Consider the following 26,507-nt stretch of genomic DNA (forward strand, 5'->3'; position numbering starts at 1 on the left):
AAACGGCCGAGGAGATTCCTCGGCCGTTTCATATGTCTTGTCCCGTCCATTCCGCTTCGAACCTGTCCAAAAATGAGACCATGAATGCGTGGCGTTCCCGGGCGATTCGTCTCGCCCGTTTCGTATGCATCTGATTCGCGAGCCGGAGCAACTTCTCCTCGAAATGAGCGATCGCGCTTTTCGGGTCACCCTCGCCGTGGAGGCTATTGCCTCGTGCGCCGGCAAATTGGAACGTCCGGGCGATGCCGATTGCCCCAATCGCGTCGAGCCGGTCGGCGTCTTGCAGTATCGCGCTCTCACGTGACGACGGGGACCGTCCTTTTGAAAAGGACGACTCTTCAATCATCCTCAGGACGTGTGCCCGTTGTTCGGGGTCGATCGGTAACGTGTCAAGGTGACGTGCGACGAGACCTTTGTCACGTCCGAGCTTCTCATCCTCGACATCATGCAAGAGCGCCGCGAGCGTCAAAGCGAGACCGTCGACCGCTTCGCCTTCCGCGAGATGCATCGCCAAACGGCGGACGCGGTCGAGATGAGCCATGTCATGCCCGGTATGGTCTCCGGCATGGAGCTTTGTCACGTACCGCTCGGTCTCGAGCACCGCTGGATGACTCATCAAATCTCGATCGTCGTGTTCGGCTCAATCAAGAGACCGCGTTGATGCAATTGATCGCAGAACGCTCGAGCGTCTTGTTTGATGGGCGGGAACGTATCGAAATGGATCGGCACGACTCGTTTCGCTTGGAGCCAGTGCGCCGCGTCGAGCGCGTCGACCGGTCCCATCGTGAAGTTGTCTCCGATCGGGAGGAAGGCGACGTCGATCTCGAAGCGTTCGCCATACAGTTTCATATCCGAAAATAGTGCCGTGTCCCCGGCGTGATACACCGTGAGCGCGTTCGTCTCGATGATGAATCCGCCCGGCATCCCCATATAGACCGGGACGTCGCCCATGTCGAGGCTCGAGCTATGGAACGCCTGCGTCATCGTGACGCGGCCGAACGCGAACGAATGGCCGCCCCCGATGTTCATGCCGTGCACTGAGAAGCCCTTCTTCTCGTAATATGTCGCCAGTTCGTGCGTCGCGACGATCGTCGCGCCCGTCTGTTTCGCAATCAACTCGACGTCTTCGATATGGTCGAAATGAGCGTGGGTGAGCAGGATGTAGTCTGCTTTAACGCTCGCCGGGTCGACATCCGTATGCGGGTTGCTCGTCAGGAACGGGTCGATCAAGACGGACGTCCCGTCGATATCGAGTTGAACGGTTGCATGGCCATAGTATGTGATCTTCATAGAAATCCTCCCTTTCTGTTATCAGATGGATCGTTTCAGTTATAAGACTTTTTCTAAGAAGCGTTTCGCACGGTCGGTCTGCGGATTGAGCAGCAGGTCGGCCGGTTTGCCTTCCTCCATCAAGATGCCTTCGTCGAGGAAGAGGACGCGGTCAGCTACTTCACGGGCGAAGCCCATCTCGTGCGTGACGACGACCATCGTCATCCCAGTCTCGGCAAGCCCTTTCATGACGTCGAGCACTTCGTTGACCATTTCTGGATCGAGCGCTGACGTCGGCTCATCGAACAACATGACGTTCGGCTCCATAGCGAGCGCCCGGGCGATGGCGACACGTTGCTTTTGTCCGCCCGACAATTGGCTCGGGTAGGCATCAATCTTCTCTGATAATCCGACGCGTTCGAGGAGCTTTTTCGCCCGTTCGATCGCCTCGGCCTTGCTCACTTTCAAGACGTTGATCGGCGCGTACGTCAAATTGTCGAGCACGCTCATATGCGGGAACAAGTTGAACTGTTGGAACACCATGCCGATGTTTTGACGAGCCTTCGAGACGTTCGCCCCTTTTTTCGTTAGCTCATAGCCGGCGACGCTGACCGTGCCGGACGTCGGCACTTCAAGCATGTTCAAGCAACGGAGGAACGTCGATTTCCCGGAACCGGACGGACCGATGACGGCGACGACTTCCCCTTTCTCAATCGATGTCGTAATACCTTTGAGGACCTCGAGGTCACCAAATTGTTTGTATAAATCCTTTACTTGTATCATCTGCCATCACTCTTTCTAAGCCGTTTTTCTAGACGTTGACCAAGATACGTCAACACCATCACTATTGTAAAGTATATCACACCGGCAAACAGGAGCGGTTCAAAGTAGATCGCCTTTTGCCCACCGACGATTTGCGCCCGGCGCATGATGTCGAGCACACCGACCGTCGAGACGAGCGCCGATTCTTTCGTGAGCGTGATCATCTCGTTGACGAGGGCCGGCAAGATGTTTTTGAATGCCTGCGGCAAGATGATCGACCGCAGTTGTTTGACGTACGGTACGCCGAGGGCATCCGACGCTTCCCACTGGCCTTTATCGACCGCTTGAATCCCGGCCCGAATGATTTCCGAGATATAGGCCGCCGAGTTGAGTGAGAACGCGATGACGGCCGACTGGTACGGTGTCGTGATATAACCGGTCAATTGTGGCAACCCGAAGTGGATGATCGCGAGTTGCAAGATGAGCGGTGTCCCGCGGAACACGGCCGTGTAGGCGTGTCCGATGAAGTTGACGAGACGGTTCGGGACGATTTTGAATGTGGCGACGACGACGCCAAGCGTGATCCCGAACAAGGCCGAGACGAGCACGACTTGGAACATGACCGGGATCCCTTCGAGAATATACGGGATAGAATCATAAATCCGACTAAAATCCATTGTGAGTTCCTCCTAAAAAAAGGCTGACTGATATTTTCAGTCAGCCTTCTTCAATCTTTATTCAGCTGGTGCTGCTTCTTGTTCGAACCATTTTTGTGCCAACTTCTCGATTTCTCCTGAATCAATCATCTTGTTCAATTCTTCATTGAATTGATCGCGGAGCTCGTCGTCCTTACGGAAGGCAGCGGCTGAACCGGCCTCTTCCTCGTCGACGATTTCAAACGTCGTGAGTTCGCTGTCTTGATCGAGATATTTCTTCGCGACCGTGTCCTCGATGACCATCGCATCGATGCGGCCGGTCTTGATTTCTTGGATGATTTCTGGAATCTTGTTCAAGGCGACGATTTCAGCACCCGGGATTTGCTCTTTGGCAATTCCTTCTTGAATCGATCCGAGTTGGACCCCGACTTGTTTCCCGTCCAAGTCCTCAAGCGACTGAATGGCATCCCCTTTTGACAAAATCAAGTTCTTCGCCGTGAAGTAGATGTCTGAGAAATCGGCGTTCTCTTTCCGTTCTTCTGTCGGTGTCATACCCGCCATGACGAAATCGACACGACCGGCGTTGAGCGCCCCGAGCAGGCTCCCGAAGTCCATGTCTTCAATTTTCAATTCGTAGCCCATGTTCTCGGCCACTTGCTTGGCGATATCGATATCGAATCCGACAATCTCATCCCCGTTCGCCGTATCGACGAATTCATATGGGAAGTAGTCCGCACTCGTCCCCATGACGATGACTTTGTCATCTTCATCGGTCGACGTCGAACCTCCTTCGTTCACGTCTGCCCCACAGGCTACAGTAAAAGCGGCTAGGCTTGCGATACATAATGCTAGAAAACCTTTTTTCATGTTCATCGTCCCTTTCTTCAATAGGATGAAATTATCAGAACTTTAACAAAATTATGACATATATGCGAATGTTGCTCAACTGTTCTCTGACTCATCATATGTCCGACTTGTTCTTCAACCACTATATACACATAATTATTACTTGTAAAGTATATTCATGCATGAAATCTAAAAAAAATACGGTCACATTCGCTCGTAAGCAAAATAAGTGACCGTACCATTGTCCCGAGAGCCGTAGGGTTGCACTCGTTTGACCGAAGCGATGGGAATGGCGCTATACACGTGGGGATAGCGTTCCCCGTCCTCGTCAAACTCATAGTGGAGCAGGCTGCCGAGACGTCCGACATGGAACGAGACGAGCACGACTCGCTCCCCATGATAATGTCGACGCACGAATTTCCCGATCTGTTGCGGGGTGCAACAACGAATGTACCCTTCCGTTTGGAGGGTCGGCTCGTTGATCTCGCCGCGCGACAAAGCAATCGTATATTCGGCCTCGCTCATGATTTTGACGACTGGTTCCATCTCATCGATCCCTTCTTAAGAAAAAGCGCAAAGGCAATGCCTCTGCGCTCACTTCTTAGGCGTAGTAAATATCGAACAACGTCTGTAACTGCTCGACGAGCTCTTCGGCCGTCGATGACTCGATTGTGCTCCGTTCGACCATCGTGACGATATTGCCGTCTTCTAACAGCGCGATCGATGGTGACGACGGGGCGTAACCTTCGAAGTATTCTCGGGCGCGGTCAGTCGCTTCACGGTCTTGACCCGCGAACACAGTCACGAACTGGTCCGGTTTGACGCCATCCATCTTATTCACGTACGCTGCTGCCGGACGAGCGATGCCACCGGCACAGCCACATACCGAGTTGACGAGCACGAGCGTCTTGCCCTCTTTCGTTAACGCCGCGTCGACTTCTTCCGGTGTCGTGAGTTCAGTGTACCCTGCAGAGCGTACCTCATTGCGAGCTTGTTCGACTACATCTTGAAAGTATAATTGAAAATCCATATTGTTTCCCCTTTCGACTTGCGTCTGTTCTTTCTTATTTTACGTCTAGTGGATCGGTTAGGACAAGTCTATCGCTCAATTGTCCTTCGAGGAACGGTGTCGCGTTCAACAGCGTCTTGAAGGCCACATAGCGGGCCCGCGCTTCAGCGGTCGCTTCCCGGTTCGTCAAATAGGCCCGGATGAGGATGTTCTTCGGCGTGTGCTCCATATCGATGAACTCGAGGAGTTGCGCCTCATAGCCGACGAGTCCAAGTAATTCGGCCCGAATCGAATCGGTGGCGAGCGCCGCGAACCGTTCTTTGACGAGTCCATGCTGCAACATGACGTCAAGGCTCGGTGCCTCAAGTTGACGGTTCAATTCTTTTTGACAACACGGCACGCTCAAGATGACTTTCGCCCCCCAACGCACGGCCCGAGCGAGCGCCATATCTGTCGCAACGTCGCACGCATGAAGCGTGACGACCATATCGACCGCCGTCTCCCCTTCGAACTCATTGATGTCACCGACGAGGAATTCGAGACGTTCATAACCGAGGTCGCTCGCAATCCCGGCACATTCCTCGATGACTTCCTTCTTCAAATCGAGTCCAGTGATATGGACGTCATAACCTTTCATCTCATGCAAGAAATGATAGAGGGCGAACGTCAAATACGACTTTCCTGAGCCGAAATCGAGAATCCGGATGGTCCGGTCGGTCGGTAAATGTTTGATCGAGTCTTCGATAAATTCGAGGAAACGGTTGATTTGCTTGAACTTGTCGTACTTTTGGCGCTTTACTTTTCCATCCTCGGACTGGACGCCGAGTCGGATGAGGAACGGTACCGGCTCATCGAGCGGCAACAGGTACTTCTTCTCCCGGTTATGACTCAGCTTCACTTGTTTGACGGCCGTCTCGCGCTCCTTGAACGTCACTTTGAACTTTTTAGACAGTTGAAAGTGGAACTCGGACGCCTTTAACTGGAACTGTCCTTGGCGGAACGTCTCGAGCAATTCATCGAGTTCGACGACCGCCTCGTCCGGTGTGAGATTTTTATGTTTCATCACCCGTTCAAATTGGTATTCGAATTGTATATGGTACTCGCCTTTCAACAGGACCGGCTTCAATTTGACCCGGCGTAAATCGTTCGACTTTTGACGCGGTTGACTGATTGTCGCTGTGACGAGCTCGTTCTGGCGAATCACATCAGCCAGCCGTTCGGTTAATGCTGTATGTTCCACTGCGTTCATCCTTTTTTCAATAGTTTCGAAACTTTTGTTCACGTGTATTCGTACATACTATTACACGAACACGTGCAAACGTCAAAGGAGGATCATTGTATGTTCAAAAAGTTATTATCATCGATTGGAATCGGCGCCGCGACGGTGGATACGCGACTCGAAGAGAGTGCCTGTGTGCCAGGCGGAACACTGAATGGTGTCGTCCATATCAAGGGCGGCAGCACCGAGCAATCGGTCGACCGGATTTACATCTTCTTCAACACGCTCTATAAGCATGAGGTGAACGACAAGACGACGTATTCGACGTTCACGATCGAGAAGATTTTGTTGAACGAAGCGCCGTTCATGATCGGTCCCGAAGAAGTGAAGGAAATCCCGTTCACAATTGACGTGCCGTTCAACACGCCGATTTCGGTCAGCCAATCGAAATCCTGGATCGAGACCGGTCTCGATATCGCCCAGGCCGTCGACCCGAAAGACGAGGACTCGATTCTCGTCAAACCGAACCAGGCCCAACAAGTCGTCCTCGACGTGCTCGACGACATCGGCTTCCGCTTGAAGAAGGCCGATACGGAGATGCTTCCGGCCCGCCATCGTTCCGGCCGTCTCCCGATTGCCCAAGAGCTCGAATACTCGCCGAACGGGACGAGATACGGACGTAAACTCGATGAGCTCGAAGTCGTCATGCTCCAAACAGAATCGTCGTTGGACTTATTGATTCAAGTCGACAAGAGCGTCCACAATCTCGGTAGCCTGTTCGCCGACTTGACCGGGACCGACGAATCGACACACCGCCTCAGCTACACAAACGCCGAGCTCACTTCGCCCGAACGGATTCGCCGCGATCTCGAGGCATTGATTGAACGTTCCATCTGAACCATGTTGCCACGGAAAATTCCGTGGCTTTTTTATTTTCCATATGAAAAATCCTGCCTTCGACTGAAGGCAGGACATGAATCAATAGAGCGTATACGTGTCTGGGTCGATCGATTCGAGTGACTGCTTGATCGCCTGCAAGAACTGACCGGCGACGAGACCGTCGAGGACACGGTGGTCGACCGACATGCACAAGTTGACCATGTCACGCGCCGCGAACATCCCATTCACCCAAACCGGACGTTTCACAATCGACTCGACCGACAAGATCGCTGCTTGCGGGTAATTCAGAATCGGTGCCGACTGAATCGAACCGAAGGCACCCGTATTGTTGATCGTGAACGTGCCGCCCCGCATCTCGTCCGCTTTCAAGCGGTTGCCGCGGGCACGGGCCGCGACGTCTTGAAGTGCGACGGCGAGACCTTTGATGTTCTTCTCGTCCGCGTTCTTGATGACCGGGACGTAGAGGGCGTCGTTCGCCGCGACGGCGACCGACAGATGAATGTCTTGATGGATTTTGATGTGATCGCCCGCCCATTCCGAGTTCATCATCGGATGTTTTTTGAGCGCCTCGATCGCCGCTTTCATAAAGAACGGCATGAACGTCAGTTTGACACCTTCCCGTTTGAAGAACTCGTCTTTCAACTTGGCCCGAGCCGTGACGAGGTTTGTCACATCGACCTCGATCATGAGCCACGCATGCGGGGCCTCATGTTTCGAGCGGACCATGTTGTTCGCAATCGCTTGACGGACACCTGCCGTCGGAATGAGTTCGACTCGGTCCGACGACGCGCCGGTTGCTGCCACAGATGGTGACACGGAAGGTGCCGCGGCCGTCTCAGGTACGTCGAGCTTCGTTTGTGTCATCGTCTCTTGGACCGGCACTTGCGTCGCCGCTTCCGGCTTGACTGGACGGCCTTCCGATAAGTAACGGAGGACGTCTTTGCGCGTGATGCGACCACCGAGGCCACTGCCGTCGAGTTCGTTCAAGTCAATCGCGTTCTCATTGGCGAGTCGGATGACGGCCGGCGAGAAACGGCCGTTATTCTGTTTTCGTGGCGCGGCCGACGCTACAGTGACCGCTTGCTTCGTCTCGACTGGGGCCGCTTCGACTTGTGCCGGTTCTGGTACCACTTCTGCTTTCGCTGGCGCCGAATCGGCACCTTCGACTTCCATGACGAGGACCGGTGTGCCGACGGCGACCGTGTCGCCTTCACTGATTAAAATCTGTTTCACGACACCGGCACTCGTCGCCGGAATCTCAGCGGTTACTTTATCGGTCATGACCTCGGCGAGCGGCTCGTACTCCTCGACGCGGTCACCTGGTTTGACGAGAAACGTTGTGATCGTCCCCTCAGTGACACTTTCCCCGAGCTGTGGCATCTTAATTGTCTGTTCCATATGACCCCTCCTTAAAAGGCGGCGAGCTGACGTGCCCGCTCCGCGATTTTTTCAGGGGATACGATGAAGAACTTCTCCATCGGTGGTGCATACGGCATCGACGGAACGTCCGGTCCCGCCAAACGCTCGATTGGCGCATCGAGTTCGAACAGCGCTTTCTCCGCGATGATGGCCGCGACTTCCCCGATGATGCTGCCTTCCTTATTGTCCTCGGTGACGAGGAGCACTTTCCCGGTCTTCTTGACGGCTTCGACGATTCCCTCTTGATCGAGCGGATAGATCGTGCGCAAATCGAGGATGTGCGTGCTGATGCCTTCAGCTTCGAGCGTCTTCGCCGCTTCCTGGGCCATGTGGACGCAAAGACCGTACGTGATGATTGTGATATCGTCACCTTCCCGCTTGACGGCGGCCTTGCCGATTTCGACCGTATAGTCGTCGGTCGGAAGGTCGGCTTTCAAGAGGCGGTACGCCCGTTTATGTTCGAAGAAGAGGACCGGGTCGTTCGAACGGATGGCTGCTTTGAGCAACCCTTTCGCATCGACCGGGTCAGATGGGATGACGACTTTGAGTCCAGGCGTCGAGTTGAACATCGCCTCGACCGATTGGGAGTGATAGAGTGCGCCATGAATCCCGCCGCCGAACGGTGCACGGATGACCATCGGGCACGTCCAATCGTTATTTGAACGGTAGCGGATTTTTGCCGCTTCGGAGACGATTTGGTTGACCGCTGGCATGATGAAGTCGGCGAATTGCATTTCGGCGATCGGACGCATGCCATACATGGCCGCCCCGATCCCGACACCTGCGATTGCGCTCTCGGCGAGCGGTGCATCGATGACGCGGTCCTCGCCGTACTTCTCAATCAAGCCTTGCGTCGCGCGGAACACACCGCCTCGGACGCCGACATCTTCCCCGAGCACGAAGACGTTCTCATCGCGTTCCATTTCTTCATGGATCGCTTCATTGATCGCTTCAATAAACGTTTTCATCACATTTCCCCCTCGTACACATGGTCCATCGTCGATTCAGAAGACGCATATGGTGCCTTATCGGCGTAAGCAGTCGCCTCATTGACTTCACGATCGACGTTCGCCTCGATCTCTGCGAGTTCTTCCTCGGTCATGACGCCATCTTCAATCAAACGCTTCCGGAACAATTGATTCCCGTCACGATTCTTAAGGTCGGCCAACTCTTCGACCGAGCGATACGCTTTGTCATCGTCATCCGACGAGTGCGGTACGAGACGTTCGACTTCGGCTTCGATGAGCGTCGGGCCTTCGCCGCGAAGGGCGCGGGCACGGGCTTCTTTCACGGCGACATAAACAGCAATCGGATCTGTCCCATCGACCGTGACGCCTGGCATCCCGTAACCTTTGGCGCGGTCCGATACGCGCTCGCAAGCGAGTTGCTTCGAGAGCGGTACCGAGATGGCGTATTTGTTGTTCTCACAGAACAAAATCACAGGCAACTTATGCACGCCCGCGAAGTTTGCACCTTCGTGGAAGTCACCTTGGTTCGATGAGCCTTCTCCGAACGAGACGAACGTGACGAGTTCTTCTTTTTTTAGTTTGGCGGCGAGCGCCACACCGACCGCATGAGGCACTTGTGTCGTCACCGGAGACGAGCCCGTCACGATGCGGTGCTGTTTCGAACCGAAATGGCCCGGCATTTGACGACCGCCCGAGTTCGGGTCTTCCGCCTTGGCGAACGCCGACAACATCAAATCGCGAGCCGTCTGTCCGAAGTGGAGGACAACGGCGACATCGCGGTAATACGGAAGAATGTAGTCCGTTCCTTTTTCAAGCGCGAACGCCGCCCCGACTTGGGCCGCCTCTTGTCCTTGACACGAGACGACGAACGGGATTTTTCCGGCACGGTTCAATTTCCACATGCGCTCATCGATTTTACGGGCGCGGACCATCGTCTCGTACATCGCACCGAGGTCTTGTTTCGTCAATCCTAGTTCCTCATATGAATTCACAGTCATCTGTTCCATTCTGTTTCCTCCTTAGGCGTGAATCGGTAATCCGTCAACGGCCAGTGCCGCTTCTTGGAACGCTTCGCTCAGCGCCGGGTGAGGATGGACGAGTTGGCCCATTTCCCATGCCGTGGCGTTCAAGACGAGAGCGAGTCCGCCTTCTGTGATTAATTCCGTCGCTTTCGGCCCGACGATGTGTACACCGAGCAGGTCGTCTGTCGTCTTGTCCGACACGAGTTTGACGAATCCATCCGCTTGTCCTTCGATGCGGGCCTTGCCGAGGCCGTTGAAACGATACGTGCCCGTTTTGACTTCATGCCCGGCTGCTTTGGCACCTTCTTCGGTCATGCCGACCGATGCGACTTCTGGGACCCCATAGACACAACGCGGGATCAAGGCGTAATCGAGCGGAGTCGGCTCGTGACCGAGAATCGTCTCGACCGCCTTCACTCCTTCTGCCGAAGCGACATGGGCGAGTTGAAGTTTGCCGATGCAGTCTCCGATGGCGAAGATGTGACGTTCTTTCGTCCGATACTGCTCATCGACTTGGATGACACCGTTCTCGACGACAATCGACGTGTTCTGTAACCCGAGATGCTCCGTATTGGCGACCCGTCCGACCGAGACGAGCACACACTCGACCGAGATCATCTCTTCGCCGACCGCGAGCGAGACGGCATCGGTTGCTACTTCTGTACGCTCCGGGTCGACGGTGACGTTCTTCAACACACGGACGCCCCGTTTTTTCAGGAGTCGCTCGACTTCCCGTGACACCGCCTTGTCTTCGAGCGGCAACAGACGCTCCCCGACTTCAATCAGCGTGACCGCGACATCAAGGTCGATGAGCATCGAGGCCCATTCGACACCGATGACCCCACCGCCGACGATGGCGATGGATTCTGGCAACTGTTCGAACTGGAGCAGGTCGTCCGAGTTCAAGATGCGTGTATGGTCAAACGGCAGGCCTGGCAGTTCGCGCGGAATCGATCCTGTCGCGATGATGAGCTGGTTCGGCAAGATGAGCTCGGACTCCCCGGATTCGTCTTCGACCGCGACCGTTCCCGGCTGCGGCGAGAAGATGCTCGGTCCCAAAATCGATGCCTTTCCGCGAAACACCTCGATTTTACCTTGCTTCATCAAATGCTCAATACCTTTTTCTAGTCCCGCGACCAAGTCGCGTTTGAACGACTGGGCCCGCTCCATGTTGAACGAAACGGATCCCGTCTCAACACCGTACGTGCTCCCGTGTTTTGCCGTCTGATAGACGTGGGCCGCTTTCAACAACGCCTTCGTCGGGATGCAGCCTTTATGTAGACATGTCCCGCCGAGTTTCTCGGCCTCCACGATTGCGACAGTTTTCCCGGCTTGGGCCGCCTTGATGGCTGCGACATATCCGCCAGGACCGCCGCCGATGACGACGATCTCAAATTCTCGTGCCATGTGTATCCCCCTCATATTCTCGAACTGCTTCTTCATGTCGGATGGCCCGGAGTGCGCCTTCGGCGAGTGCCTTCAGCTCATCTTCGCCCGGATAGATGTGGACCGGCGCCAAATAGCCGACGCGCGCACTGATTTGCTCGGTCAGCCAAGTCGAATAGGCGATGCCACCCGTCAACAGAATCGCGTCGACGTCGCCGCGTAGCGTGGCGCCATGTTTGGCGATTTCCTGGGCGACGCGGTATGCCATCGTCTCGTAAAGAAGAGCGGCCTGTTCATCACCATCTGCCATGCGCTGTTCGATCTCGATCGCGTCGAACGTTCCTAGGTGGGCAAACAGCCCGCCGCGTCCGACGATTTTTTGTTTCATTTCCGACTCTTTATACCTGGTACTATAACATAGTTCTACTACCTGTCCAACAGGAATCGAGCCTGCCCGTTCCGGTGCGAGCGGCCCGTCGCCGTCTAGTCCGTTGTTCACATCGATGACGGCCCCTTTGGCGTGGGCACCGACTGTGATACCTCCCCCGAGGTGGGCAATAATCAAGTTGAGCTTATTGTAATCGCTTCCATTTTCGGCTGCGAAACGTTTTGCGACAGCCTTTTGATTCAAGGCGTGAAAGATGCTGCGACGATTGATCTCTGGCATTCCCGTCGCACGCGCGAGCGGGCTGAGCTCATCGACGACGACTGGATCGACGATGAAATTCGGTACCTGAAATAATTCACCGAGTTTATAAGCGAGTAATCCACCCAAGTTCGAGGCATGCATCCCGAAGCGACCGCTCGCCAAATCCTCACGCATGAGCGGATTGACGGCGTACGTCCCCGATGTCATCGGGGCCAGCAATCCCCCGCGACCGACGATTGCGGACAAGTCCTCGCCCGCAATGCCCGTTTCGGCCAATAAGTCCCGCACTTCGCGTTCTCGATGCGGGAGTTGCTCCGGAAGTGACAATCCTGTGACGTCGGCCTCGTGACGGACGGTACGAGATAAAATCTCGTCCGCTCCGTCAAACAAGCCGACCTTCGTCGAAGTCGAACCCGGGTTGATGGCGAGAATGAGCTGTCGTGTCATCTCAGCGCCCACCGAGTAAGCTCTTTTCGACTTTCAAGAACTGGCTGCGCGAACGCGACATCATCTGAATCCGCTCCTCTGCCATCTTCTCGGCGGCGACATGCGTCGGCACCCCGTCGCGCTCGGCGATCTCGAAGACGCGCTGCATGTTGTCATAGATGAGTTCGACTTTCTTCATCGCCCGCTCACGGTTATAGCCTTCGAGCTCGTCGGCCACGTTGATGACACCGCCCGCGTTGATGACGAAGTCCGGCGCATACAGAATGCCGCGCTCTTCGAGCACATCCCCGTGACGATCCTCGGCGAGCTGGTTGTTGGCCGCACCGGCGACGATTTGAGCCTTGAGCATCGGAATCGTCTTGTCATTGATGATCGCACCGAGCGCACACGGGGCGAAGATGTCACAATCGACCGCATAAATCTCGTCCGGTTTGACGACCGTCGCTCCGAAGTCCGTCTCAGCGCGTTTGAGCGCCTCTTCGTTGATGTCGGTGACGACCAAGTGCGCCCCTTCTTCATGTAAGTGACGGCACAAGTTGTAGGCGACGTTGCCGACCCCTTGGACAGCGACTGTCTTGCCGGCGAGCGAATCCGAACCGAACTTCCATTTCGCTGCCGCCTTCATGCCGCGATACACGCCATACGCCGTCACCGGCGATGGGTTGCCGCTCGATCCGAACGCCGGGCTGACGCCGGTCACGTAATCTGTTTCCATGTGGATGAAGTCCATATCGGCGACAGACGTATTGACATCCTCGGCCGTGATATAGCGTCCGCTGAGCGATTGCACGTAACGACCGAATGCACGGAACAACGCCTCTGATTTGTCCGTCTTCGCATTGCCGATGATGACCGCCTTCCCGCCACCAAGGTTCAGTCCCGCCGCCGCGTTTTTGTACGTCATCCCTTTTGCGAGACGAAGGACGTCCGTGAGCGCTTCTTCTTCCGATGCATAGTTCCACATCCGCAGCCCCCCGAGAGCCGGTCCGAGTGTCGTGTCATGAATGGCGATAATCGCCTTCAGTCCTGACGCCTGGTCTTGGCAAAAGACGATTTGCTCATAGTCCTCGGCCTGCAAGACGTCGAAAATTCGAAAGCGTGGTTCCATGTTTGTTTCCATCATTGATGATTCCTCCATAAAATTTATTTTTTAGCGTGCAAGAGCGCGAATGCGAGTGAGTACAGTTTGGCCTCGGCCGTATCGGCCCGGCTCGTCAAAACGACCGGTGCGGCTGCGCCGACGACGATCGCCGCCACGCTCGCTTCGGCAAAGTACATCATCGACTTATAAAGGACGTTGCCGACCTCTATGTATGGGACGAGCAATAGGTCGGCTTGTCCGGCGACCTCACTCTCGATGCCTTTTTGTTTGGCCGCGACCATGTCGACGGCGTTATCGAGCGCAAGCGGTCCGTCGACGACACATCCTTTGATTTGGCCGCGACGGTTCATTTGGGCGAGCAGCGCCGCGTCTGTCGTGGCGGCCATCTGTGGATTGACCACTTCGACGGCGGCGATGGCAGCGACACGCGGTAGCTCGTACCCGATGTCTGTCATCGCATCGACCGCGTTGGCGATGATGTCCACTTTCTCTTCGAGCGTCGGCGCGATATGGATGGCCGCGTCGGTCACGCCGATTAATCGTTCCCGGTTCGGGATTTGAAATAAGGCGATATGGCTGAGCGTCCGATTCGTCCGGAGTCCTGCCTCGCGGCTGAGCACGGCTTTCATGAACGTCGACGTCGCGACCATTCCTTTCATGAGCACATCCGCTTCCCCTGTCTTGACCGCGAGCGTCGCCCGTTTGGCAATCTCTTTATCGCCTTTGACGTGGATGATATCGACCGCGTGATCTTCGATGCCGTGCTCGTCGCATAATCGTTTAATCTCCCGGGCATCTCCAATCAATTTAAATCGAGATAGACCGTGATCGGTCGCGAGTTTGACGGCGCGAATGACCTCCACATCGGCGGCCCCGGCAATCGAGACGGTTCGCCCGTCTAACTGCTTCGCCTTTTCGAGCATCCGTTCAAAATTCATGCATGTCCCCCCTTGCCTGTCTTCATCTACTAACAAGCAATTTTGTTTCCACTTTTGAAAGCGCTTTAATAGGTCGTTTAATCTGCACTTTTTTGCATGGCACGAAAAAAAGTGCAGGCAATTTATTGCATACGTTCAAGTTTATTATACAGTGTCCGAATCGAAATGTGTAATCGCCGGGCGGCCTCTGATTTGTTGCCGTCCGCCTCTTCGATGGCCCGTTCAATCAAATCACGCTCATAACGCGACACGGCATCCTGTAACGACAGCGCGTCGGTCGGTCGGGCCGATGCAACGCGCGGTGACAGCTGTAGGTGGTGCGGCGCGATCCACTGCTCGGAACTCGCCATATAGATGATCGCCCGCCCGAGGACATTCTCGAGCTCTCGGACGTTGCCTTTCCAATATTGATTCTTCAACAGCTCGGTCGCCTCGCGGTTCACCCCGCGCACGCTGCGGCCGTACTCTTGGTTCAGCTTGCGGACGATGCGTTCGCAGAGAGGCTCGATTTCTTCGAGCCGATCCCGGAGCGGCGGGATGTGGATCGGCATCCGGTTGATTCGATAATATAAGTCTTCACGGAACGTGCCGTCCGCCACTTTTTGTTCAAGGTCGGCGTTCGTCGCCGCGATGATGCGGACGTCGACCGGAATCGCATTCGTACCCCCGACCCGCACGATTTCATGCTCCTGCAGGACACGGAGTAGTTTGACTTGGACATCGACCGGCAGTTCGCCGATTTCGTCTAAGAAGAGTGAGCCGCCATCGGCCTCTTCGAAATAGCCGACCTTCCCACCACGTTTCGCCCCACTGAAGGCGCCGTCCTCGTAGCCGAACAACTCACTCTCGAGGAGCGTCGGGGAGATGGCCGCGCAATTGACGCGAACGAATTTCTTGTATTTGCGCGGGGACTCACCGTGGATGGCGTGGGCGAACAGTTCCTTGCCCGTCCCCGACTCCCCGCGAATAAGGACGGTGACCGGCGTGACCGCGGCGAGGCGGGCCTGTTCGATGACGAAGCGCATCGCGTCGCTCGACGCGATGATGTCGGCGAACTGGTATTTCGCCTCGAGGTTGCGGATGCGTGTCTTCGCTTCTTGCAGCTCGTCACGGAGCGCTCGGATTTGAGACACGTCCCGGATGACACCGACCGACCCGCGCAACTTCCCTTCGACGATAATCGGTTCGGCATTGACGAGAATGTCGCGCCGAGTCGCCCCGATTTGCATCCGGATATCGCGGACTCCTTGCCCGGTCGACAGCACTTTCAAGTGGACACTCTCCTGCATGCCGATGTCGGCCGTCGCCGGCTTGTCGACGACGTCTTCTTTCTTGAATCCCGTCAGTCGCGTATAGGACGGATTGATTAAAATCGTGTTCCCGTTGTGATCGGCGACCGAGATGGCCTCGCTCGTACAATCGATAATCGCCTCGAGCATCTGTTGATTTTGCTTCAGCCGTTCGACGACGATGCGGATGAACTCGCCGGGCAAGACGACCGCGTCGGCGAAATGTCCTTTCAACTCATCGAACGTCTCGGAGCGGCCCGTCGTCTCAATCACGAAATCGAGACGCTTGTCGGCACATGCCCGCCAATCCTCCGCCGTCATAATCCCCTGGTTCCGCGCGAGTTGCATCCCTTCGGCCGTCGGCTCCGGGTCGATGACGGCGACGACGGTGACGAGCGGCGAGTCGAGCAACATTTTCAGCACCTCGGTCCCGCCTTTCCCCGCACCGACAATCATCAATCGTTTATTCATTCAGACATCCCCCATTTTTACCGTTCTGCATTCATGCTACTGAACCTGAACTGATTTCGCAACCTCACAAAAAAGGCCGTGTCGAGCTATGTATTTTCTGGTAAACTTATGAGTGTTAAGGAGGAGATCTTATGCGTATCATCGCACTGTTGATCTTAATCATCCCTGGCCTCTTCGGTGTCTATGGCATCAAGTTACTTCGCGACAGTTTCTTCCTCAAGACGAGCGTCCCGTTCTCTTGGATCGAGTCGGTGGCAGCCGCCTCGATGTTACAAGGAACGTTTGGACTGTTGATCGCGATGGGCGGGATCGGTTTCGTGGCAGGTTATATCTTCAATCGTGACAAGAAAACAGGCAAAGTCCCACGAATAGATTCTTGAACACACAAAAAAGGTTCCCTAACTTGACTTCATTTCAAGTGCGGAACCTTTTTATTCGTATTGAATTGTGATCACTACGGATGATCTCCTCTCCTACTTGCTACAATCTTGTGACATGAGGCTCCAATGGTCTTCTTAATGAAGAAGTTTGAAAGAAAGTAGTAACTGCCGTCTTGCGTGAACGGAAACGTACCCATTCGAGTTACTAACGATTATTCATCGGGTCATGTCGAACCATCCATCGTGAAGTCGAACGCTTGCCATAAACTGTTCAACGGTTGACAACACTCCTTTTGGTCAACTGAACGATTCGTTTTCCCCGGACACGGTCCCTAGCTTCGAACTCGATGCCGGAATCGCCTCGCGAATGAGCGTACGTCGCGACCTCTCGTCGGGACGATGACGATTTGAGATGTCGTTCCCACCTCTGAGCTATTGACGGATAGCGGTCCGAGATGATTTCTTGCTCTAACACGTTCCGGAACGCGTTAGAAAGCGTTCATCTGACGCTCGTCCAAGTAACTTGGTACACCTTTATTATAACAAGTTCTGCATGATTTGCAAGCGCTTTCTTTCACAGAGTAAAAGAAAATCAGGAGGAGGGTCTCCTGATCGATTATTGCTGTTTAAACGATTGATATGTGACGAAATACGAGATGAATTCCGAGTTTTTCGGACTGCGCTCGCGCTCAGGGCGACCGTTGAACATCTCGTGGTCCCGCATCCCGTTCTCCCACGCCGTCTTGATGGCGTGGCGCATCGCCCGCTCGACGCGGGACGAGGTCGTCTCATGCTCTTTCGCAATCATCGGATAGAGCTCCTTCGTGATCAATCCGAGCAGCTCCTGACGCTCTCGGACGTAGACGACGGCTTGGCGGATATATTTGAACCCTTTGATGCGCGGCGAGATGCCGAGTTGTTGCAGCAAGAGCGAGATGTCGAGTTCTTCCGGCGACATCGCTTCGAACTCACGGCTCGAACCGGCGGCGAGTTCGCGGATTTTCGTGATCAATTGTTGAATGTTGAACGGCTTGACCAAAAAATAAGAAGCGCCGAGTTGAACTGCCTGCTTCGTGACTTCATCTTTCCCGAACGCACTGAGCATAATCACTTCTGGTTTAGCGTGCGCCAATTCCGTCTGTAACCGTTCGAGGACGCCGATGCCGTCTAAGTGAGGCATGATGATGTCGAGCAGCAGCACGTCCGGCTGGTGTGTCTTGACGACGTCTAAGCATGCCTCGCCGTCGTAGGCGGTCCCAACGACTTTTAAGTCGTCTTCGGACTCGAGTTGGCGGGTCAACAAATCGACGATTTCTCGATTGTCGTCCGCGATGCATAATGTGATCAATTAAGACACCCCTTCGATAAACTTCCGTTTTAATTGGAGAGACATAGTGAGCAGTTCCTCCACGTGTTGTTTCGTCAATTCCGTCATCTGCGCCCCGGCAATCATCCGTCCGAGCTCATCGACCCGTTCGGCATGCCCGAGCGGCGAGACGTTCGTCTTCGTGCGCTCATCCGTCTCCGTCTTCGTGATATACAAATGCTGGTCCGCCATGGCGGCCACTTGGGCCAAATGGGTGATGCAGAGCACTTGCGATCCGACCGATAACCGGAAAATCTTCTCGCCCATCGCTTGGGCAACACGTCCCGACACACCAGTGTCGACTTCGTCGAAAATGATGGATGCGACACCGACAGTGCGCGAGAAAATCGACTTCAACGCGAGCATAACACGGGACAGTTCTCCGCCTGAAGCGACTTTGGCGAGCGGCTTGAACGGTTCGCCGACGTTCGTCATCATATAGAACTCGACTTGGTCAAGTCCGTCCGCTTTGAACGACCCTTCTTTGAACCGGACTTCGAACTGGGTCTTCTCCATATACAATTCCTTCAATTCACGTTGAATCGCTTTCTCGAGCTCTGTTGCCGCTTGTTTGCGTGCCGCCGATAACGCCAGTCCGGTCGTACGCACTTTTTGTTCGAGCCGGGCGAGCCGGTCCGATAGTTCTTGCAAATGTTCTTCCCGATTCGTCATCGATTTTAACTCGTCGGCGATTTTCTCCCCATACGTGATGACCTCGTCGATCGTGGCCCCGTATTTCCGTTTCAACTGTTGAAACAAGGCGAGCCTCGTCTCAATCTCATCAAGTCGAATCGGGTCAAATTCGAGTGAATCGAGCTGGTCACGCAACTGGAATTTGGCGTCCTCGAGCAAGAAGTAAGCGTTCGAGATCGTCTCGGACATCGGCGCGAGCGAAGTCGACAATGAGGAAGCTTCCTCCATCTCGCGCATGGCGATTCCGATTTGATCGAGACCTTTCGCCTCATCCGCGACGGCCTCATACGATAACCGGACGTGCTGATGAATCCGCTCGAAGTTGGCGAGCTCGTTCCGTTCCTCGGTGAGCGCCTGTTCTTCCCCGACCTTCAGTTCGGCCGCCTCAATCTCATTCGTCTGGAACGCGAGCAGGTCCATGCGCTGGGCCAGCTCTTGTTCGCTTTGACTCAATCGTTTCAACTCGTCGGCGACGTTCTTCCAATCGACGTAAGCCTCTCGATAACGTTCGAGGAGCGGGGCAAGCTCGGTTTCGGCAAAACTATCTAAAATGCCGAGATGGTATTCGGCATCCATCAAGTGCTGGTGTTCATGCTGGCCGTGAATATCGACGAGCAGCCGTCCGAGCTCACGAAGCGTCGACAGCGGCATCATCTTGCCGTTGACACGGCAAACGCTCTTTCCGCTGCTATGTAGGTCGCGGCGCAAAATGACGGTCCCTTCTTCAATCTCGATGCCGTATTGGGTCGCCGCCTCGATGATCGGATGGTCTGGTTCGACGTTGAACAGCCCTTCGATCTCCGCCTTGTCTTGGCCATAGCGGACGAACTCGCTCGAACCTCGGCCCCCGACGAGCAGGCCGATCGCATCGAGCAAGATTGATTTTCCGGCTCCGGTCTCACCCGTCAATACGGTCATCCCACGGTTGAACGTGATATTCAGTTCATCGATGATCGCAAATTGTTTGATCGATAGTTCTGCTAACATACGATAGTTCACCTCATAACATTCCGAGTAGTCGTTCGATGATTCGCTTCGCCTGGTCTTCGTCGCGGGCAATCATCAAGATTGTGTCGTCCCCGCACACCGTTCCAATCAATTCATCCCATGACAAATGGTCAATCAAGACACCAATCGCATCCGCATTGCCCGGTAATACTTTCATGACGACCAAGTTTTGGGCCGAGTCGACCGAGACGAAACTGTCGCCGAGGATTCGTTTCATCTTGCCGTACGGATTGAAGCGTTGATCGGCCGGCAGACTATACTTATAGCGGCCGTCATTGAGCGGCACTTTCACGAGATGAAGCTCTTTAATGTCTCGTGACACAGTTGCCTGCGTCACTGGATATCCAGAGCGATGTAGCTCATCGACGAGCTCGTCTTGTGTCTCGATTTCACGATTGGTCACGATTTCTCGAATTTTAATCAAGCGCTGTCCTTTGTTCATACTCGCTGACACCTCATTTTATGTTTCGCATACTCAGTATCATTCTAAAGTATTGTCGAAAAAAGGTCTAGCTTTCGCGGGATGAATTCCCTGGATCGGCGAGCGGACACAAAAAAACTGCAGACAAGACGTCTGCAGCTCAAGCGTTCTTCTTCAATTGCGCGTGGGCGGCGTCGATGACCGCGTCCACGTCGATGGCTGGGTCGACACTGCCGACGCCGATGAAACGGGCGAACAATAAGAACTCGATATTCCCATCCCCACCGGTGATCGGCGAGAAGTCGAGTCCCGCAACTTCGAACCCTTCCGAGGCGAAGTAACGGACCATGTCGTCGACGACCCGTTCATGGATGGCACGGTCCCGGACGATGCCTTTCTTGCCGACATCGGCCTTCCCGGCCTCAAATTGCGGTTTGACGAGCGCCATGACGATGCCGTTAGGCTTCAAGATCGTCTTCAACGGCGGAATCATGAGCCGAAGCGAGATAAATGAGACGTCAATCGTCGCAAAGTCCGGCGCCACCGGAAACTGGTCCGCGGTCGCATGGCGGAAGTTCATCCGCTCCATGACGACGACACGGTCATCGCTCCGCAGCTTCCATGCCAATTGGTTATAACCGACGTCGACGGCATACATCTGCGCAGCGCCGTTTTGGAGCGCGCAATCAGTAAACCCGCCTGTCGATGAACCGATATCGATGCCGATGTTACCAGCCACATCGAACGGGAAGACTTGGAGCGCTTTTTCAAGCTTCAGTCCCCCCCGTCCGACGTATGGCAACACTTGGCCTTTCACTTCGAGCGGGATGTCGTCGAACACTTTGTCGCCGGCTTTCTCGAGCCGTTCAGTCCCGCTATAGACGAGCCCGGCCATGACAGACCGCTTCGCCTTCTCTCTCGTCTCCGCTAAGCCGCGGTCGACGAGGAGCACATCTAATCTAGTTTTCTTTCGTTTTTCCATAGTTCCTCACACATTCTGTCGATTTGTCACTTGAACGAACTGCTGAACCGAGTCAGCGATTTGCGTCGGACGGAGCCCGATTTCTTCGAGCAGCTGATTGACGCCGCCGTGTTCGATATAGCGGTCCGGAATGCCGAGTCGGAGCACACGCGGGAACTGCCCGGCATCGCTCGCATGTTCGAGCACACTGCTACCGAAGCCACCGGCGAGCGCCGCTTCCTCTAACGTGACGAGCGGGATGCCTTCCGCATATAAAGCGGAGAGCATAGCGTCGTCGAGCGGTTTAATCGTCCGAGCGTTGATGACGCGGACGCTCACTTGTCCTTCAAGCAGTGCGCGTACTTCGAGCGCGTCTTGTACTTGTGGACCGAACGTCAAGATGGCGACGTCCGTTCCGTCTGCAACCGTCTCCCAGACGTCGAGCGGCAATTCGCGAAGCGTCTCGCTCATCGGTGTGCCGATTCCTTCACCACGCGGGAAGCGGACGGCAATTGGACCGTCGTCATACTTCAGCGCTGAATAGACAAGATGTTGCAACTCTTCCTCGTCTTTCGCCATCAAGATGCGAATGTTCGGGACATGACGCATAAAGGCGATATCGAATACCCCTTGGTGCGTCTCCCCGTCCGCTCCGACGAGACCAGAACGATCGATTGTGAAGACGACGTTCAAGTTTTGACGGCAAATGTCGTGCACGAGCTGATCATAGGCGCGTTGGAAGAACGTCGAATAAATCGAGACGACCGGCTTCAATCCTTGTGTCGCCTGTCCTCCGGCCAATGTGACCGCATGTTGCTCGGCGATGCCGACGTCAAACATCCGCTCCGGGAATTGCTTGTTGAAGCAATCGAGTTTTGAGCCGACGCTCATCGCTGGTGTGATGAGTGTCACGCGCTCGTCCGTCTCGGCGACTTTCGTGATCGTCTCAGCGACGACCTTCGAATAGCTCGGTCCTTTGACCTTGCCTTTGATGACTTCTCCCGACTCGATTTTATACGGTCCGAGACCGTGCCACGTGCCGACACCATCGAGTTCGGCCGGACGATAGCCCTTGCCTTTTTTCGTGATGACGTGAACGATGACCGGTCCATCGATTTTCTTGGCGTACTCGAGCGTCTCGAGCAGGTCGCGTAAATCGTGACCGTCCGTCGGTCCGAAGTACGTGAATCCGAGCTCTTCGAAGAACGTCCCTGGGATGAGCGCTGATTTCAGCATATCCTTCACGCGTTCCCCGCTCCGTTCGAGCGAGTTGCCGACGATCGGGATATGTTTGATGAGCGTCTCGACTTCCTCACGGGCGTGTTTCAGTTTACGTGACGACCGCATCCGGCCGAGCATGTTGTGCATCGCGCCGACGTTCGGCGCGATTGACATCTCGTTATCGTTCAAGATGACGATGACATTTTGTTTCTCGGCGCCGATATGGTTGAGCGCTTCGAGCGCCATTCCCCCAGTGAGCGCCCCGTCCCCGATGATGGCGATGGCCCGGTCGTTCGAGCGTCCTTTCAACTCGTTCGCGATGGCGATTCCCATCGCGGCCGATAAGGACGTCGAGCTGTGCCCCGTCTCCCAGACGTCATGATCGCTCTCACAACGCTTCGGGAATCCGCATAAGCCGTTGTATTGACGCAGCGTATCGAACTGACTCGTTCGTCCTGTCAAGATTTTGTGGACGTACGCTTGATGCCCCACGTCCCATACGAGTTGGTCTTTCGGACTGTCAAATACACGGTGCAAGGCAAGCGTCAATTCGACAACCCCTAGGTTTGGTCCCAAGTGCCCTCCCGTTTCAGCCAATTTTTCAATCAAAAACCGTCTGATGTCTGCGCCGAGCGCTTCTAACTCGGGTACCGACATCTTTTTTAAGAATGACGGGTCTTGAATGGATGTCAAGTCCATGATGACCATCCTTTCTCCTGTCTTATTACTGATTCGTACCTTACATTTTACAAGAATGTGTCCATAGATGCTATACATTCACAAAAACAAAGGTGACACGATGTGCTCATCGTGTCACCGAGATTAATGATTGCGTCGTACGACGAAGTCGAGAAGCTCCCGTAAAAGCGGGGCCTCGACCGAAAGTTCGGCCAGTGCGGCCTCACTTTCCGTGACTTCTTGTTCCAGCGCTTTTTTCGCTCCATCGAGACCGAGCAGTTTCGGATACGTCGCTTTATCGTTTCCTTCGTCCGAACCGACTCGTTTCCCGATGAGCGCCTCGTCTCCTTCGACGTCTAAAATATCATCTTGGATTTGGAAGGCGACCCCGAGATGTTTTCCGAACCGTGCGAGCGCCTGACGATCCGTCTCGGAAGCGTCCGAAAGGATGGCCCCCGCTTCAAGGGCATACACGAGAAGCGCCCCAGTCTTCCGCTCATGGATTGATTGCAGAGTCGACAGTGTCACACCGCTCCGTTTTTCAGCGAGCATGTCATCGAGCTGACCGCCGACCATGCCGGCGCTACCTGCCGCTTCACTGAAGCGGGCGATGAGTGCGACGCTCTTCACTGGTTCGAGCTCCGCATGGGCCAGAATCCGAAACGCGTCCGTCAATAGGGCGTCGCCTGCGAGAATCGCGGTCGCCTCATCGAACCGACGATGATTCGTCGGACGCCCACGCCTTACGTCGTCATCATCCATCGCCGGAAGGTCGTCGTGGATGAGGGAGTACGTGTGAACCATCTCGAGGGCGACGGCCGCTTCATGACCGAGCGCCCGCGGACGTCCATATGTATCGAGGACGGCATAAAGGAGAGCCGGACGAATCCGCTTCCCCCCTGCCTCGAGTGAGTACGTCATCGATTGGAATAAACGTTCCGGCATCGACGACGCGTCAATGAGACGGCGTGTCGCCGTCTCGACTTCCTGTTTCCACTCTTGAAGATAGGCTTGCGCGCTCATACGGTGCCACCCTTTTCACGGAGCGTCCCATCGAGTTCGAGAATCTCGTCCATCTTCTGTTCCGCGGCCGTCAGTTTGGCCTGGCAGAGTGCCGACAAGCGGACACCTTCCTCATAGAGGGTCATCGCTTCTTCAAGGGCGACTTCTCCTGTCTCGAGTTGCGTCACGATTTCCTCGAGGCGGGCGAGTGCCGCTTCAAACGTCTGTTCTGCTTGTTGTTTCGCCATCATGTCTCTCCTTCACTTCCGCAACGGCTTGGCCATCCCGAAACCGGATTGTCACCAGGCCGTCATGTAGTTGTTTGACATCTTTCACGTACGTCCCATCCTGCTCAATCAACGTATATCCTCGAGCGAGCACGGCGAGAGGACTGACCGCGTTCAAGCGACCGACTTGGGCTGCAAAGCGGTCCGTCGGTCGTTCGAGTGGCCGGATGCGCTTGAGGCGACCGTCGAATTGTCGGTGTGTCTCCTCGTTGCGACGAAGCGTCTGCGCCAGCTTTCGGACATCGAGCTGTTGTCGGGACTGGGCAAGGCGATGTTTGGCATGTGTCACTTGTTTCGTGACACCTTGTTCGAGCCGAATCTCGGCTTGTTCGAACCGCTCCCGCTTTTGTGTGAGCGTGAAGCGGGGCGACTTTAAGCCGTAACTGTTCGTCGCCCGACCGAGCCGTTCCCGAATCGACGACATCTGATTCGTGACGGACCGGGTCAACTGGGCCGTCAACCGTTCGACGTCTTTTCGTTGCGCCTCGATCGTCGCTGTCGCGAGCTCTGCCGCCGCCGTCGGAGTCGCGGCTCGCACGTCGGCGACAAAGTCAGCCAACGTGAAATCGGTTTCGTGCCCGACGGCCGAGATGACAGGAATCCTAGATTCGTGAATCGCTTCGACGACGACGTCCTCGTTGAACGCCCATAACTCTTCAATCGACCCGCCACCTCGGCCGACGATTAACACGTCGCAATCGGTGCGTTCGTTCATCCATCGAATCGCGCTCGCCACTTGCGGGGCGGATTGATCGCCTTGGACGGCGACGGGCGCAAACGTGATGGCCACGTGCGGCGCACGACGCCTGAGTGTCGTGGCAATATCGTGGAGGGCCGCTCCTTTCGGCGAAGTGATAATCCCGATTCGCTCCGGGAAGGCCGGCAGTGGACGTTTCCGTTCCGTTGCGAACCATCCCTTCGCCTCAAGCTCACGTTTTCGTGCCTCATACCGTTCGAACAACATCCCGATGCCGTCCTGTCGCATCAGTTCCACGTAAAGCTGGATGTCGCCTGTCGATTCGTACATCGTCACGCGGGCGACGACGATCACATTCATCCCGTCTTTCGGTTCGAAGTTGAGCGTCCGGGCGTCACGAGAGAACATGACCGCCTTCATCCGCGACGATTCGTCTTTGAGGGTGAAATAACAGTGCCCGGAGGCGTAACGTTTGAAGTTCGAAATCTCGCCGATGACGGCAAGTTGTTGCAAAATCGGGTCATCGTCGAGCTGTCGCTTCACGTAACGGACGACTTCGGAAACTTGAATCGGATTATCCACGAGAGGCGACCTCGACCGTGTTGTGCATGAGCATCGTAATTGTCATCGGGCCGACACCACCCGGAACAGGGGTGATTGCGCTCGCGACATCACGGACACCTGCAAAGTCGACGTCCCCGACGAGACGGCTGTCGACGCGGTTGACACCGACATCGATGACAATCGCCCCGGGTTTGACCATGTCAGCTGTGACGAGACCGGCCCGACCGACGGCGACAATCAAAATATCGGCCTGCCGTGTCATCGACCCGAGATCATTCGTCTTCGAATGGCAGTAGGTCACCGTCGCGGATTCGTTCAAGAACAGCATCCCGACCGGTTTCCCGACGATTTGGCTGCGACCGACGACGACGACGTGCTTGCCGACCAAGTCGGTCTGCGTCTTGACGAGGTGTAGAATCCCGTGCGGTGTACATGGCAATAGCGTCTCGAGACCGAGCATCATCTTCCCGACGTTCGTCGGATGGAACCCATCCACGTCTTTGTCCGGTGAGATGCGCATGATGACGCGATTCTCATCGATATGCTTCGGCAACGGCAACTGCACGAGAATACCGTGCAACTCGTCGTCCGCGTTCATCGAATCAATCAGTTCGAGCACTTCACGTTCTGAAATCGTGTCATCGAAGCGAATTACTTGCGAATCGATGCCGATGTCAGCCGCTGCCCGCTCTTTCCCCCGGACGTAGCTGTGGCTCGCCGGATCATCCCCGATTAAAATGACTTTCAGTTTCGGTACGATGCCGCGCGCACGGAGCGCACTGACACGTTCTTTCAACGTCTCCCGATATGATGCTGCGATTTGTTTCCCGTCGATCACTACTGCCATCTCTCTCATCCCCCGTTGTCTTAGGTTTCT

At 55.2% G+C, this 26,507-nt stretch carries 27 protein-coding genes; 2 read left to right on the top strand and 25 right to left on the bottom strand.

Going from position 1 to position 26,507, the window contains the following annotated elements:
* Nucleotides 1-28: 28 nt before the first annotated feature.
* The 8 genes from KNP80_RS00845 to KNP80_RS00880 form a co-directional block, all read right to left on the bottom strand.
* Nucleotides 29-616, bottom strand: coding sequence for an HD domain-containing protein (locus tag KNP80_RS00845; RefSeq protein ID WP_214831827.1), 588 nt, complete (start codon nucleotides 614-616; stop codon nucleotides 29-31).
* A complete protein-coding gene (locus KNP80_RS00850; RefSeq protein ID WP_214753165.1) occupies nucleotides 616-1,290 on the bottom strand; it encodes a metal-dependent hydrolase in 675 nt (224 codons plus the stop codon). Before KNP80_RS00850 ends, KNP80_RS00845 begins: the two co-directional genes overlap by 1 nt.
* 39 nt (nucleotides 1,291-1,329) lie before the next feature.
* Nucleotides 1,330-2,052, bottom strand: coding sequence for an amino acid ABC transporter ATP-binding protein (locus tag KNP80_RS00855; RefSeq protein WP_214831829.1), 723 nt, complete (start codon nucleotides 2,050-2,052; stop codon nucleotides 1,330-1,332).
* On the bottom strand, nucleotides 2,049-2,708 hold the full coding sequence (locus tag KNP80_RS00860) for an amino acid ABC transporter permease (RefSeq protein WP_021067679.1): 660 nt from the start codon (nucleotides 2,706-2,708) through the stop codon (nucleotides 2,049-2,051). The genes KNP80_RS00855 and KNP80_RS00860 overlap by 4 nt, the downstream gene beginning before the upstream one ends.
* Before the next feature lie 57 nt (nucleotides 2,709-2,765).
* Entirely contained in the window at nucleotides 2,766-3,554 is a 789-nt protein-coding gene (locus tag KNP80_RS00865; RefSeq protein WP_029595285.1) for a transporter substrate-binding domain-containing protein, read from the bottom strand.
* A 183-nt stretch (nucleotides 3,555-3,737) separates the two neighbouring features.
* Entirely contained in the window at nucleotides 3,738-4,079 is a 342-nt protein-coding gene (locus KNP80_RS00870) for a DUF952 domain-containing protein (protein ID WP_021067681.1), read from the bottom strand.
* 55 nt (nucleotides 4,080-4,134) lie between these two features.
* Nucleotides 4,135-4,563 carry a BrxA/BrxB family bacilliredoxin gene (locus KNP80_RS00875; RefSeq protein ID WP_214720382.1) on the bottom strand — a complete coding sequence of 143 codons (429 nt, stop codon included), beginning with the start codon at nucleotides 4,561-4,563 and terminating at the stop codon, nucleotides 4,135-4,137.
* Nucleotides 4,564-4,597: 34 nt separating this feature from the next.
* Nucleotides 4,598-5,791 (bottom strand): class I SAM-dependent methyltransferase, encoded by a 1,194-nt coding sequence (locus tag KNP80_RS00880; protein ID WP_214831830.1) that lies wholly within the window; start codon nucleotides 5,789-5,791, stop codon nucleotides 4,598-4,600.
* A 90-nt stretch (nucleotides 5,792-5,881) separates the two neighbouring features.
* Between KNP80_RS00880 and KNP80_RS00885 the strand changes: the two genes are divergently transcribed.
* Complete coding sequence (locus KNP80_RS00885; protein ID WP_214831832.1) at nucleotides 5,882-6,658, top strand: sporulation protein; 777 nt, start codon at nucleotides 5,882-5,884, stop codon at nucleotides 6,656-6,658.
* 81 nt (nucleotides 6,659-6,739) lie between these two features.
* On the opposite strand, the gene KNP80_RS00890 is transcribed toward KNP80_RS00885, so the two are convergent.
* The 8 genes from KNP80_RS00890 to KNP80_RS00925 all read right to left on the bottom strand — a co-directional run bounded on the left by KNP80_RS00890 (nucleotide 6,740) and on the right by KNP80_RS00925 (nucleotide 16,352).
* The gene (locus tag KNP80_RS00890) at nucleotides 6,740-8,059 is read right to left on the bottom strand and encodes a dihydrolipoamide acetyltransferase family protein (protein WP_214831834.1); all 1,320 of its coding nucleotides are present in this window, start codon (nucleotides 8,057-8,059) and stop codon (nucleotides 6,740-6,742) included.
* A gap of 11 nt (nucleotides 8,060-8,070) precedes the next feature.
* Nucleotides 8,071-9,048, bottom strand: coding sequence for an alpha-ketoacid dehydrogenase subunit beta (locus KNP80_RS00895; RefSeq protein ID WP_029595281.1), 978 nt, complete (start codon nucleotides 9,046-9,048; stop codon nucleotides 8,071-8,073).
* Complete coding sequence (locus KNP80_RS00900; RefSeq protein WP_214720401.1) at nucleotides 9,048-10,046, bottom strand: thiamine pyrophosphate-dependent dehydrogenase E1 component subunit alpha; 999 nt, start codon at nucleotides 10,044-10,046, stop codon at nucleotides 9,048-9,050. Before KNP80_RS00900 ends, KNP80_RS00895 begins: the two co-directional genes overlap by 1 nt.
* Before the next feature lie 21 nt (nucleotides 10,047-10,067).
* The gene (lpdA, locus tag KNP80_RS00905) at nucleotides 10,068-11,477 is read right to left on the bottom strand and encodes a dihydrolipoyl dehydrogenase (RefSeq protein WP_214831836.1); all 1,410 of its coding nucleotides are present in this window, start codon (nucleotides 11,475-11,477) and stop codon (nucleotides 10,068-10,070) included.
* Nucleotides 11,461-12,552, bottom strand: a complete 1,092-nt coding sequence (gene buk, locus KNP80_RS00910; RefSeq protein WP_214831838.1) for a butyrate kinase — start codon at nucleotides 12,550-12,552, stop codon at nucleotides 11,461-11,463. Before buk ends, lpdA begins: the two co-directional genes overlap by 17 nt.
* A gap of 1 nt (nucleotide 12,553) precedes the next feature.
* Nucleotides 12,554-13,675: a Glu/Leu/Phe/Val family dehydrogenase gene (locus KNP80_RS00915; protein ID WP_214720377.1), complete on the bottom strand. Its 1,122-nt coding sequence runs from the start codon at nucleotides 13,673-13,675 to the stop codon at nucleotides 12,554-12,556.
* A gap of 20 nt (nucleotides 13,676-13,695) precedes the next feature.
* Entirely contained in the window at nucleotides 13,696-14,592 is an 897-nt protein-coding gene (gene yqiS / locus KNP80_RS00920) for a phosphate butyryltransferase (RefSeq protein WP_214831840.1), read from the bottom strand.
* A gap of 122 nt (nucleotides 14,593-14,714) precedes the next feature.
* Nucleotides 14,715-16,352, bottom strand: a complete 1,638-nt coding sequence (locus tag KNP80_RS00925) for a sigma 54-interacting transcriptional regulator (RefSeq protein WP_214831842.1) — start codon at nucleotides 16,350-16,352, stop codon at nucleotides 14,715-14,717.
* A 131-nt stretch (nucleotides 16,353-16,483) separates the two neighbouring features.
* Here KNP80_RS00925 and KNP80_RS00930 point away from each other — a divergent pair, with 131 nt between their 5' ends.
* Nucleotides 16,484-16,732, top strand: coding sequence for a DUF2627 family protein (locus KNP80_RS00930; protein ID WP_021067693.1), 249 nt, complete (start codon nucleotides 16,484-16,486; stop codon nucleotides 16,730-16,732).
* A gap of 616 nt (nucleotides 16,733-17,348) precedes the next feature.
* Here KNP80_RS00930 and spo0A read toward each other — a convergent pair.
* The 9 genes from spo0A to folD form a co-directional block, all read right to left on the bottom strand.
* Nucleotides 17,349-18,080 (bottom strand): sporulation transcription factor Spo0A, encoded by a 732-nt coding sequence (spo0A, locus tag KNP80_RS00935; protein WP_021067694.1) that lies wholly within the window; start codon nucleotides 18,078-18,080, stop codon nucleotides 17,349-17,351.
* A complete protein-coding gene (gene recN / locus KNP80_RS00940) occupies nucleotides 18,081-19,778 on the bottom strand; it encodes a DNA repair protein RecN (RefSeq protein ID WP_214831844.1) in 1,698 nt (565 codons plus the stop codon).
* Between the two features lie 13 nt (nucleotides 19,779-19,791).
* Nucleotides 19,792-20,241, bottom strand: a complete 450-nt coding sequence (ahrC, locus tag KNP80_RS00945; protein WP_021067696.1) for a transcriptional regulator AhrC/ArgR — start codon at nucleotides 20,239-20,241, stop codon at nucleotides 19,792-19,794.
* 139 nt (nucleotides 20,242-20,380) lie between these two features.
* Entirely contained in the window at nucleotides 20,381-21,202 is an 822-nt protein-coding gene (locus KNP80_RS00950) for a TlyA family RNA methyltransferase (protein WP_214831846.1), read from the bottom strand.
* 6 nt (nucleotides 21,203-21,208) lie between these two features.
* Nucleotides 21,209-23,101, bottom strand: coding sequence for a 1-deoxy-D-xylulose-5-phosphate synthase (dxs, locus tag KNP80_RS00955; protein WP_214831847.1), 1,893 nt, complete (start codon nucleotides 23,099-23,101; stop codon nucleotides 21,209-21,211).
* 123 nt (nucleotides 23,102-23,224) lie between these two features.
* Entirely contained in the window at nucleotides 23,225-24,103 is an 879-nt protein-coding gene (locus tag KNP80_RS00960; RefSeq protein WP_214720372.1) for a polyprenyl synthetase family protein, read from the bottom strand.
* Entirely contained in the window at nucleotides 24,100-24,330 is a 231-nt protein-coding gene (xseB, locus tag KNP80_RS00965) for an exodeoxyribonuclease VII small subunit (RefSeq protein ID WP_029595272.1), read from the bottom strand. The genes KNP80_RS00960 and xseB overlap by 4 nt, the downstream gene beginning before the upstream one ends.
* Nucleotides 24,299-25,648, bottom strand: coding sequence for an exodeoxyribonuclease VII large subunit (xseA, locus tag KNP80_RS00970; protein ID WP_214720371.1), 1,350 nt, complete (start codon nucleotides 25,646-25,648; stop codon nucleotides 24,299-24,301). The genes xseB and xseA overlap by 32 nt, the downstream gene beginning before the upstream one ends.
* The gene (folD, locus tag KNP80_RS00975) at nucleotides 25,641-26,477 is read right to left on the bottom strand and encodes a bifunctional methylenetetrahydrofolate dehydrogenase/methenyltetrahydrofolate cyclohydrolase FolD (RefSeq protein ID WP_214831848.1); all 837 of its coding nucleotides are present in this window, start codon (nucleotides 26,475-26,477) and stop codon (nucleotides 25,641-25,643) included. The genes xseA and folD overlap by 8 nt, the downstream gene beginning before the upstream one ends.
* Between the last annotated feature and the right edge of the window lie 30 nt (nucleotides 26,478-26,507).

Origin of the sequence: Exiguobacterium sp. E4787 (genome assembly GCF_018618375.1) — a bacterium.
GTDB classification, from domain to species: domain Bacteria; phylum Bacillota; class Bacilli; order Exiguobacteriales; family Exiguobacteriaceae; genus Exiguobacterium; species Exiguobacterium chiriqhucha.